Genomic DNA, 12,378 nt, shown 5'->3' with positions numbered 1-12,378 from the left:
CCTGAATATATATTAAATATGTGTATGGAAATGTTATTTTTTTTCCCTTGTTAGGAGAAGAAAAAAGGCTTTATAAGTTTTGATACCTTGTTATCATCATAATAATAGAAGGTTTAAAGAGGTGCTGCGAATTAATACATTGCCTCTCTAAGGTAGAAAGAAGAAAAAGAATCTTATGGTTGAGCATATTATGAGTAATTGTAATGTTTCTCATATGGTTTGTGCCGAATTCCTTGTATCTGTAATTTATTTAGATAGACATGCTACGATTCTAAAAAGAAAATTAATAAACTAATATAAGTAAGGGAGAATGATGAGTACATTGTTACTTTAAGATATCCAAAGTGTGATGTATGAAGAAGATGCATATTTGTTAAAATTAATAGTGAACCTAATACGCTTGAAAATTATTAATGAAATAATTAAACATAAAACATTACATGAAACACTTAACCAAAATTCTAGGTATTCGACAATCAACAACATCTCAACATCTATCAAAGATGAGGGGAATAATTTTAAATGTGGAAAGAAACGGTGTAGAAAATTATTATCAAATTAGTAATGAAAAGATGGTGCAAATATTTAAAGGATTAAGGTGTCTAATGAAGTAATAGTTGATTAGGTAATCTGAGTTATATAGTATAAGTAAAATATTTTTATATAACTATAGTGAGTAGATTAAATTTAAATAATAAGCAACTGCTGTTTGTAGGAATAGAGGTAACTAATTTGAGAAGTTCACTTTCCCCGTTCCCCCGTGTCTTCTTAAAAGTAACTATTAATCAAGTTGCTTCTATTCCTATGTACAGCATTGTTACGCCAGCCATGTCATGGCTGTACATAATTTAGCAACGTGAAAAAGGATTATAAACAGAAAAGAAGCTATTTGGGGATAAAATAGTTTCTTTTTTGTTGAAACAGTCTAGTTTTTAGTGAGTTATATCGATATTTCAAAGGTGTTTCTTGCTAGTGATTTTCCTTTTTTAAGTACTAGGGGGTGGAAATAGAAACCTTTTCTTATCTTTAGTAAAGTGTAAATGTGTTCTTTATGAATTGTATGGGCAAATCTCAAGTATAATTTCCTTTTGTTGCAAGCTAAGACATTCACTGGTATCACAAGTGAGTGTCTTAGCTTTTTTTGTAGTTAAATTAGGATTTTAAGATGTTGGGGGAGTATTGGAAACTTCTAGATGAACAAATAAAATCCAACTTTGTTATTTGTTCTCTTAACCGTACGAAATCTACTATTACACGACAAAGGAAAGGTTCAAATATTGTATTGTAATTCCATCCCACTCTCTACGAAAGAAAACAAGATAATAAGATTGACCAAAATGAAAAAATCAAAGATTACGAATTAAGAAGAGGCACTAACCTATAGAATTTTTCAATATATACAGATGTTATGTTACTTATTTACTTTTATAGTTAAACCGAGTTCGCGGGGACATCAGAGTAATTTAAATAGAATATATGAAAGGGCAAAAAAATAGAATTAAGACCATTTATAATATTGCAAACTTGAAAGCAGAAGAGACAGGTAACCAGAAGGTTAAAATTGTGAAGTCAACTTAAAGAAACAATATTTACTTTGACAAAGGAAATATCTATGAATGATAAAAGTACCACATACTGGTAAAATCCTTTGAAGAAGGTCATTGGAAATCCATATAAGTGGATTTTCAATGACCTTGATGATGGATGCTTGTGTCAGATGAAACTTATTGGCGATGACGCTGTGCTTCGGCCACTTCTATAATCATTCAATCGGATTCAAGTTCGGTAAAAATGATGGAAGGTAAATCAACATGAGACGATACCTGTGTTTTCTAACAGGAACAGTTTTCGAATGGAAAATTCGTTACATTCTAGAAGAGAATCATGTGAGATCAGGCAGGAAACACAATCAAAAACATAGCTCAAGTGACAGGCAACAATGTACCATCACAAAAGTTAAATAAAGGGAGGGGGAAAGTTGTAAATCGTTAAAATAATCTTAAAATTCTCTGGAAGGAGGAATTTTCACAGTGAAAAAGTATGTTGGTAAGGCGCTAATTCTGATGATGTCGGTGCTATTGTTTTTTCAGCAATTTGCTATATCTGCAGTAGCTGCCACGTCAGAAGTACCAAATTTGGAACTGAATTTTAAAGCGCTACAACAAGAAGTACTTTCTGGAAAAACAGCCGATTTTGAGTTAGATGTAAAAGTGACGGGATCACAAACCACACTAACGAACGGAAAAATCGTTGTGAACTTACCGAAACATTCCGAAGTTCCAGTGGTCTATCCACAGATTCAAAATGGTGTTCCTGATAAAACTTTAACAATTGCAGGGGTTAGTCCAATTTATGATGCGCAGAAAGGTACATTAACTTATACCTTTCCAGAACTAAAATCTGGGCAAGTCTATAAGACTATTATTCAGGCAGTTCCTGAATTAGGAAAAACACCTGTCAGTGATAAAGATAAAAACATCATTGAACTAGAATCAGATGTAAGTATCACGGTAGATCAATACAAGGATGCGTTGAATTCAGGAAAGAAAACAACAAAGGTAATTTCAAATGGAGCTGTTAGTGCTGCTACCGCAACATCAGAAACAGCAAAAGAATCTACCGCAACATCAGAAACAGCGGTAGCATCTAACGCTACACCAGAAACAGCAGTAGCATTTAACGCAACATCAGAAACAGCAAATCTAGAGTTGTATTTAAACTCTTTACAACAAGAAGTACTTTCAGGAAAAACAGCTAATTTTGAGCTGAATGTAAAAGTAACAGGCTCCCAGACAACTTTGACGAATGGCAAACTCGTCGTGAACCTACCAAAACATCCTGAAGTACCAGTGACCTATCCGCAGATTCAAAATGGTGTTCCTAATGCAACTTTAACAATTGCGGGTGTGAGTCCAATCTATGATGCGCAGAAAGGTACATTAACTTACAATTTCACAAAATTAGAATCTGGACAAGTTTATAAAACGATTATTCAAGCAGTTCCAGAGCTAGGGAAAACACCTGTCAGCGATAAAGGTAATAATATACGGAATCTCGAAGCGGATGCGATGATTAAAGTAGATGAGTATGCGGCAGCGTTGAATTCCGGTAAAAAAACGACAATGGTTATTTCTAATGGAGCTGTTAGTATCTCTAAAGCTTATACCAGTACAAAGAAATACCAAAATAGCAAATGGACTTTGAGTAATGACCCTCCAATGCAAGGAGACTTAGGTGGTTGGACGATTAAAGTTAGTATCCCAAAAACAGCTGCAGGACTTAGCTACATCCAAGAAAATAGTAAAATTCGTATTGTCGAACAACTACCTGTTGGACTTGGTTTTTATGATTATGTACAAGACCCAGGATTTACAGGCGTGTACAATGCAACCAATCGAACGGTCACTTGGGAATTTGATGCACCAACGTTTGCTCAGCAAGATCAAGTAAGCGTAAATGGGAACTTATTTGAAAAAGAGTTGAAAATAATTTTGTTGTTCGACCCTAATATTGCCTATAATTCAGAAATTGAAAACAAAGCTACCGCAACGTATCAACCTTATGGGAATATAGCTACTACACCAACGATTAGTGCGTCAGGAACAGCAAAAGTAGGGATCGCGAGTAGTGATGTTGATAAACCTGGTACACCTGGGGGTTGGATTTACGGATTTCATGCAGGAGCGCAAAATGGAATTGGCGGTTATACAAGCAATGTGAATTTGGGGTATGTACCAACTGTTACAGATGATGCTCAATTGCAGTTCGGAAATTATATAGCTATCCATCCGTATGGTTTATTACACACAGTCAATTCTGATCCAAACGCTAAGTATCCTGATTTGCAACAAATTGTAGATCAAGGATACGCGTACTATATGATGGAGTATACGATTGATCCAAAATTAGATTTGACACATCTTGAATTAAAAGTTCCCTATTCATATTATAATGCAAGCAATCCAGCACATCCTCTTGCTAAATTACCGGATACTTTTATTCAATTAAAAGTAAATGGTGAATGGAAACAAGAATATCAAATTCAATACCCTATTGGAGATCCTGGGACATTGACGGAGAAGTTTGAGGTATCAAAATTCGGTAAAAATGCTGGTGAACATGTACAAGCTTACCGTGTGATTTACCGAAATGCCTCGGGTCAAATGAACACCGAAGTTTACTCCTATTATGATGTGTATGCAGGTGCAACAGGGACTACTACAAATAGTGTAAAGTATGAATTTAAGCTAAATGATGGCACCAAAGTAGCACTTACACCAATAGATGATACATCCGTGCATGGTAATCGACACGTCAATATTATTAACACTTTTGATACGGCACCAATTGTTCAATCTTCTATTCAGTTTGTAGATGGTGGAAACAAACCGTTAGCGACAGGTTCAAACATACAACGCGGAAACAATCGTATCGAAATTCAGTTCCAAAATGATGCTACGTCAGAAGCGAATATTAGAGGACCACTGGAACTTGTTGCCCTATTACCTAAAGGGGTCAATATACTGGACCAACCCAATATGTTATACAGTAAGAATTCAGATAATCCGAAATATCAAGTGATCGGTGAGGTTAACGGCCAACAACAAATCAAATTCACTTTTGATAATTCGCGTTTACTACCTAAAGAAAAAGTAACTGCGAGTTTTGATGTGGATGTCACAAGAACAGCATTGTCAAATTTAGAAATGCAAGTGTATGGATTCTCAGCGAATACAGGGCTAAAAGTACCTACTTCTCAAGGAGATGTTTATACAAAATCGGTTCTAGAAACAGATACAAATGATGTAAATAAAAATGGAAATACGACTCAGCCTCGTGTGAAGTCGGCCAACAAGTATTCGATTATAAAGAACGATAACTTACAAATTACAAAACAAGTAAAAGGTAGTTTAGATAGTGATTTCTCACTATTTGGGCATACAAACCCAGATGGAGATGTAACGTATCGTTTCAATTTAACGAATACAACGAATGAAATTATTGAGCAGTTTATGTTTCTAGATGTATTACCGTCAGTAGGGGATTTAGGAATTACGGATACCACAGAACGAGGTAGTAAATTTGAAACGACATTAAAAGGACCTATTAGCTTTGCGGGAACGAAATGGCAAGACCAGGTCACGGTTTACTATAGTAAGTCCAAAAACCCAAAACGTGATGATTTATACGCAACAGTAGATTATTCGGTCGGTTCTACACCACAACCAAACCCAGCTGGTGCAGAGGATCCAAATTGGATGTTGGCAAGTGCGGTTACAAATTGGAACGATATTCATAGTTTCAAGATTGTCATGAAGGATGGCGTCCAATGGTTAGAAGGACAAGATATTCAATTTGACGTAGAGGCAAAAGCGCCAGCCTTACCAGTAGACGCAGCACTTTTTGATGAAAAGACACCTGAAGTGGACCGTGCTGCATGGAATTCCTTTGCAGTAACAACGAATGGACTTCTAGCTGTAGAACCATTACGGGTAGGGGTTGCAATGAAAGCACTACCTGGATCACTTGAACTTACAAAAGTAGACGATCAAACAGGAAAAGTTCTCTCAGGCGCAACGTTTGAACTTCGGAAATATGAATCAGACAATTCAACGGGGTATTCAGTAATAGCGAGTGGTACTACGGATGAATTAGGGAAACTGATACTTAAGGATCTCCCATTAGGTTCATATAAGCTTGTTGAAACGAAAGCACCAAATGATTATATGCTTTTAAGAGATCCAATAGACGTTAATATTACAACATCCGGAGAAGTGGTAAAACTAACAGTGAAAAACTCCAAAACAGGATGGGTGATACCGGAAACAGGCGGAATTGGAACCACCTTATTCTATGGAATTGGTGTATTACTTATGATAATCGCGTTATACGTATTTCTCCGTAAGAGAAATAGAAATAAATAGATTCAAAAATTTATAGAGACAGTGGGGAAAAGAAAATGAAAAAGATTTTAAGTCTATTATTCATCTTTGTATTAATGTTCTCAAACTTGCCAAGTATGGTTGCAAATGCGGCAACTCCAACGACTGGTACTTTAACAATCCATAAGTATGAACAAGAAAAAAATGGAGCGCCAGGTGCAGAAGGTGACGGTTCTGCAAATCAAACAATTCCTGATGGTGCAAAAGCATTACCGGGTGTAACATTTGAAATTAAGCAAATTACGTCATTTGAAAAGATTACAAATGATGGAAAAATCGCAACGGAAGCAGTAAAAACAGTAACAAATGCAACTCCAATTCAAGTAACAACAGATGCAAACGGGCAAGTGGTATTCCAAAATTTACCACTAGGTCGCTATGAAGTAAAAGAAATTGCTGGTCCACCACATGTTAACTTAAACAAAAATACGTATACAGTTGACGTTCCAATGACAAGCAAAGATGGTGTTGCGTTAAACTATGACGTGCACATGTATCCAAAGAATGAAATTAAACGCGGTGCAGTAGAATTAACAAAAACAGGTGCAGAAGATAAAGCATTAGCAGGTGCAGAATTCTCTATCTTTAAAGCAAATGGCACAGAAGTGAAAACAGGTTTAGTAACAGGTACTGACGGGAAAATTCGTGTAGACGGTTTAGAATACGGCGATTACTATTTCCAAGAAACAAAGGCACCAACAGGATATGTACTAGACTCAACAAAATATCCATTCTCTATTAAAGAATCAGGTACAATTAACGCAGACGGTACAATGACTTCTGGTGTTGTCGTACCAGTAGCAGTGAAAAACTTTGAAGAACCAACAATTGATAAAAAGATTAATAACGATTTAGAGTTTTTACCGATAAATCCGTTAAAAGATTACAATTATGATATTAAAACATTAATTCCAGAAGATATTAAGGATTATAAAAATTATGTGGTAACAGACATAATGGATGATCGATTAGTTATTCAAGGTACACCAGTTGTAACAATTGATGGTGTACAAGTAGATGCAAGCGTTGTAGAAGTAACTGTAGATGGACAAAAAGTAACAGCTACTGTAAAAGATTTTTCAAAGTTAGATGGTAAAAAAGAATTCTATTTACAAATTAAATCACAAATTAAAGAAGGCGTACCGGCAGGAACAGAAATCCCAAATACAGCAACAATTGATTTTACAAACAAAAATGATGTAACGGGTGAGAAAGAGACGAAACCAGTTATTGTTGTACCAACAAATGGTAGCATTTCGTTAACAAAAGTAGATGGTGCAGATGGAAAAACATTAGCGGGTGCAGAGTTTGAATTACGTGATAAAGACGGTAAAGTTGTAGTCGTACAAGGTCAACCAGTAAAAGGTGTATCAGACGCAAATGGTGTTATCACATGGAATAATATCCCTTACGGTTCTTACCAAATCGTTGAGACAAAAGCACCAACTTATACAAAAGAAGATGGTTCAACAGGTTCTTACCAAATCTTAAGAGATCCAATCAATGTAACAATTGATGCAGATCATCAAACAATTAAATTAAATGTAGAAAATAATAAGAGTGGTTGGATCCTTCCTTCAACAGGTGGTATGGGAACAATCTTATTCTCTGTAGTAGGTATGTTATTAATGGCTGCAGCAGCATTTGTTTTCTTCAGAAGAAAAGCTGCAAATAACTAAATCATTACAAATTTATACCGGTGAACTGTGAAAAGAGGAGAAGCAAATCGCTTCCCTCTTTTCAATATGTTTACAGATTTAAAGGGGGCACTATGAAACGCAATATCATTTTTGGGTTTATATTTGTATTAGGGCTTGGTATTTTTTTATATCCAACCGTAAGCAACTGGTTAGCAACAAGAACACATTACTCTCAGGTAAGCTCTTTTGATACGAAAGTAAAATCACTTCAAAAGAAAGAACTCGAACGTCGTGAAGAAAAGGCAAAGGAATATAATAAACAAGTTCAGAAATCCACACAATCGCTTTCAGATCCATTTGCGGAAAAGTCAAAAGAGAATCAAAAGTCTTATGCGGACGTGTTAAATATTGGTGATGTCATGGGATATGTTGAAATACCTAAAATCGATGTGAAACTTCCCATTTATCAAGGAACATCTGAAGAAGTTCTGAACCGCGGAGTAGGATATTTAGAGAAGTCTTCTTTACCAGTAGGCGGAGAAAGTACACATACGGTGTTAACAGGACATAGGGGATTACCTTCAGCCAAGTTATTTACCGATTTAGACAAACTGAAAGAATCAGATGTTTTTTATATTCATTCATTAGATAAGGTTCTTGCTTATGAAGTTGATCAAATTAAAGTGGTTTTACCGAGTGAAGTAGAGGACTTAATGGTTGTGGAGAATCAGGATTATGCGACATTGCTTACATGTACGCCTTATGGGGTCAATACACATAGAATGTTAGTGAGAGGACACCGGATTCCTTATGAACCACAAGAAAAAGAAAAAGAAATGATTGCAAAACCATCTATGTTCGATGAGTGGGTGTTAATTGTCCCAATAGCTATTTTAACTATAGTTGTACTCCTTATCCTAATGAGAAGAAGAAAGAAAAAAGAGGTAAACAACTAGAATTAGTGCGTGGTGAATTTATGAAAAAAGTGTTAATAAGTGCGGTATTATTTGTTGTAGGGTTAGGGGTATTTCTATATCCAACTGTTGCAAATTACATGAATCATCGTGTTTATGAAACAGAAATAACGAATTATGAGAAACAGGTGGGCGAATTAGAAGACGAGAATATTAGTAAGAGATTTAAGGCAATGGAAGCTTATAATGGATCATTAAAAGGGCCAACCTTTCATATGGAAGATCCATTTACAAGTAATGAAAAGAAGAATACCACTCTTGTGAATTTCATTAAGAAAGATGATGTATTAGGTACAGTAATCATCCCAAAAATTAACGAAGAGCTCCCTATTTATTTAGGTGCGACTGAGGAGCATCTAAGTATGGGAGTCGGTCAAATTGGCGGGACCGCCTTTCCAATTGGTGGACAAGATACACATACAGTACTAGCAGGTCATCGTGGTTATCATGGTGCCAGGATGTTTAGGCATCTTGATCAACTACAGAACGGGGATAAGTTTTATATTCATATTTTTGGAAAGAAATTAACTTATGAAGTAACTGGTCAAGAAGTAATTTATCCAGAGCAAGTTGAAAAACTCGCAATTGTGAAAGGGAAGGATAAGGCTACACTACTTACATGTGAACCATATACTTCGAGTAAATATCGTTTACTCATTTATGGTGAGAGAGTAAACGATGAAGTAAGTCAAAATAATACAGAGAACATTATCAAACTAAGACAATATCAAAAACAAAACTTTATAAAAACAATTGTTTTTATATTCATGGGGCTTCTAGTTATCTTTTTTGGATTATTTGGTTTATTAAGGAAGAGATAAAGCATTGTTTTAAGATAGAAGAAAAGAAGGTTCTTTTGCAAAGATTACTAAACGGGGACCAACCACATCGCTTTCAAACTAACAAAACAAAATAAGGTTCCGGTGTCTGGTAGCTATCAAATTAAATTAAATAAATTCTTGGTGGACTATGCATTGAAAAATATTGAAAATGGATGTGATTGAGTTTGTCGATTTATGTGAAAAGTGCAGAAGTTTTAAAAGTATTGGCTCATCCGGTACGGATTACAATTTTAATAGAATTAATGACAAGAGGATCATGTAATGTAAATCAAATTGTAGAAATTCTAGGTATCCCTCAATCTATAGTTTCCCAACATTTAATGAAAATGAAATCCCAAAAATTAATTATGAATTATAGAAGAGGAAATGAAGTTTACTATAGTGCTCCCAATAAACAAGTTAATTTTATCATTGAACTATTACTAGAAAAAAAGTCTATAAGTTAATAGATGATATAATCTCGTTCGCTTAACAAATTCAAGTGATTGGTTTTTTTTGTTGCTTAAAATTTCCAGGTCATTAAACTAACCTATTACACCAAAAAAGTACCGAAATTTGGGTTCTGGATTTTAGTTGTAATGGGTTAACGTTTAAAAAACATACTTATAATGAATGTAATAATAATCATCTGTTAATTCTTTATTTAATCTAACATCAGAAGGAACAGGGATAGCTGAAAATATTATATCTGCGAAAGCAGGAGAAGGTACTGGTACTCATATTTTAGCATTTGGTGATGACAATACAGTGAAAGATGGTATTGAACTTTCTGTACCTGGTAAAACAATAAAATATGCTGAAAAATATAGTACATCATTAACATGCACATTAGCAGATGTCCCAGGACAAGAACAAGAAAAATACATGAGGAGACACTGCGATATTATGCAGTGTCTTTTATATAATGAAAAACTGTAATAAGGAAAGGAGGATTACATGTTACAAGGCCACCATATGAAAGATGAATCGCTTCTAAAAGGAGTGGTATTGCCTATGTGAGGGCGGTATTCAGTGAACTCTTCAAGATGTGCCAATGAATGATTGAAGATAGCTATATAAAACAAATATATATAAAGAAGAAATAAAGTTAAACAAATTCATAGATGATAGTGAGGAGAAACTCTTTTACTTAGAATATATGAGGGAAGAGTTCTCTTCATTAAATAAAGCGCTTTCATGTATGGGCAAGGAGATAGAAATTCTAATGAAACAGACGATTGTAGAGATTTATGAAGAGATTTTATCTGGGAAAAGGCGCTTTTTTCCTAAAGGGACATGGAAGGAAGATACACAAAGAGAAATAATAAAATTATTAACACGTCATTTAGTTAACGATATTTTGAAATGGAATGAGAAAGAGATTAAAGATAATTGGAATTTGGAACTAATAAAAAAATGGAAACTAGGTGGTGCGTGTAGTATTTGTTTTAAAGATAGTCCGTATCAAATGTTAGATGCAGCATTTCCAAATCGATTTGAACCATGGGAATTCAAAAGTACACCTAAAAACTATTGGACAAAGGAAAAGGCATTAGAAGTTTTATATTATTGGATTGAAGAAAAAGAACAGTTATCAAGAGAAGAACTGTTAAATACGTTTGATCATAGGTGGTTGAAAGAAAGATATTTAGATTCTCCTCTTCAAATCCATTGGAATTCTAGTCCGTATCAAATATTAAATGAGGCGTATCCAAATCAATTTCAGCCATGGGAATTAAAGAAGGGGGCAAATAATTGTTGGAAAAGTAAAGAAGAAAGTTTAAAGATTTTTAGAGATATAGTACAAAATCTGAATTTATCTACAGAGGATATGAAGGAACAATATTCATTACATTGGGTAATACAACAAGGATTACGTACCCCATTAAACAAATTCTTTAGAGATAGTCCATATGAAATGTTAAACGCAGCATTTCCAGGTCAATTTAAACCGTGGGATTTAAGAGAAGCACCAAATAAGACTTGGATGAATAAAGGAGAAGCGATAACAATCATTCGAAATGAAATTGAAACATCTTCAATTTCTATATCGGAATTACATAGAATAGGGGTGAAGAAATGGATGATAGAGAAAAAGATGATCACACCTTTCAGTAAATTCTGGAAAGACAGTCCAGTTAAAATGCTAGCTGAATTGTATCCAGAAAACATTAAAAATCATTCGAATCTTTATTTAGAAGACTAGTATATGCTAGTCTTTTTTATTAATTTTCAAATTGAAGTAATAAAGAAAAGACATCCTAAGGTGCTTTCCTCCGGCTTGAACCATCTTAACTTTATTCATATTTATTGAATTTTCTCTTTAGCTTTTTACATTCGTAATGTAAGTCTGCGCATCTAGGCACTAAATATTCAAGCCCCTTAATTATATACTCTGGATCGTATTTTCGACCGCTTATTATGTCACTATTAAAATCGAATAATATTTCTTGATATTTTGGTGCTATGGATTTATATTCATCATTTAACTTGGATAATTCCTCTAGATGTTCTGTAGGTGGTTTTAGAGACATAGGTGATTTTATTTGTTCGTAAATAGAATCAATATTATCTTTGGATAAATCAAGTGTAATCCCAACTTGTCTAAATGATAGTAGTTTTTTCAGTAGAAAAAATCTTCATTATGCCACATCATAACTTGGGATTTAGTTTGCGACAAAGGATGGAGCAGCTAATAAATTAAACATGAGTTTTACAAAAGATACAAAATGTTAAATTCAAAAAACCAGTGATATCCTATTTATATGCTGATATCACTGGTTTTTTATATAGACTAATACATTATGTATGGATTTATATATGATGTAGAATTGGCTAACTTCGAACTTGTTACCTTTCCTTTTCTTGTTCAGGTATCTCCTTCTTTTGCAATGTATGATTTATATTTTTTATTTTCACGCTGTATAGGAAAATCAGAAGGATTATTGAGTACATCAAAAAAATTTGTTTTCTTGGTTAGACGGATTGTTCTTTCTTGAAA

Annotated in this window: 6 protein-coding genes and 1 pseudogene; all 7 read left to right on the top strand. The window is 34.3% G+C overall.

Annotated features, from left to right (window positions below; all coding sequences use genetic code 11):
• Nucleotides 1-2,030: 2,030 nt before the first annotated feature.
• A complete protein-coding gene (locus V7038_RS23555) occupies nt 2,031-5,924 on the top strand; it encodes a SpaA isopeptide-forming pilin-related protein (protein WP_335695710.1) in 3,894 nt (1,297 codons plus the stop codon).
• Between the two features lie 35 nt (nt 5,925-5,959).
• Complete coding sequence (locus tag V7038_RS23550) at nt 5,960-7,621, top strand: SpaA isopeptide-forming pilin-related protein (protein WP_335695709.1); 1,662 nt, start codon at nt 5,960-5,962, stop codon at nt 7,619-7,621.
• 92 nt (nt 7,622-7,713) lie between these two features.
• On the top strand, nt 7,714-8,538 hold the full coding sequence (locus V7038_RS23545) for a class C sortase (protein WP_335695708.1): 825 nt from the start codon (nt 7,714-7,716) through the stop codon (nt 8,536-8,538).
• A gap of 20 nt (nt 8,539-8,558) precedes the next feature.
• Entirely contained in the window at nt 8,559-9,377 is an 819-nt protein-coding gene (locus V7038_RS23540) for a class C sortase (RefSeq protein ID WP_335695707.1), read from the top strand.
• 185 nt (nt 9,378-9,562) lie between these two features.
• The gene (locus V7038_RS23535; RefSeq protein ID WP_078181480.1) at nt 9,563-9,844 is read left to right on the top strand and encodes an ArsR/SmtB family transcription factor; all 282 of its coding nucleotides are present in this window, start codon (nt 9,563-9,565) and stop codon (nt 9,842-9,844) included.
• A gap of 214 nt (nt 9,845-10,058) precedes the next feature.
• Nucleotides 10,059-10,316 (top strand): annotated as a pseudogene (locus V7038_RS23530) (WxL domain-containing protein); the annotation flags it as partial.
• A gap of 286 nt (nt 10,317-10,602) precedes the next feature.
• Nucleotides 10,603-11,583, top strand: coding sequence for a DUF4046 domain-containing protein (locus V7038_RS23525; RefSeq protein WP_335695706.1), 981 nt, complete (start codon nt 10,603-10,605; stop codon nt 11,581-11,583).
• The last annotated feature ends 795 nt before the right edge of the window (nt 11,584-12,378 follow it).

Source organism: Bacillus sp. JJ783 (assembly GCF_036963225.1).
GTDB classification, from domain to species: domain Bacteria; phylum Bacillota; class Bacilli; order Bacillales; family Bacillaceae_G; genus Bacillus_A; species Bacillus_A cereus_U.
This window is presented reverse-complemented; position numbering and strand designations above follow the sequence as displayed.

Bases quoted from the DNA above. Each gene is read 5' to 3' on its own strand.
- V7038_RS23545 (WP_335695708.1), top strand. From the start codon at position 7,714: ATGAAACGCAATATCATTTTTGGGTTTATATTTGTATTAGGGCTTGGT.
- V7038_RS23525 (WP_335695706.1), top strand. From the start codon at position 10,603: ATGAAACAGACGATTGTAGAGATTTATGAAGAGATTTTATCTGGGAAA.
- V7038_RS23550 (WP_335695709.1), top strand. From the start codon at position 5,960: ATGAAAAAGATTTTAAGTCTATTATTCATCTTTGTATTAATGTTCTCA.
- V7038_RS23540 (WP_335695707.1), top strand. From the start codon at position 8,559: ATGAAAAAAGTGTTAATAAGTGCGGTATTATTTGTTGTAGGGTTAGGG.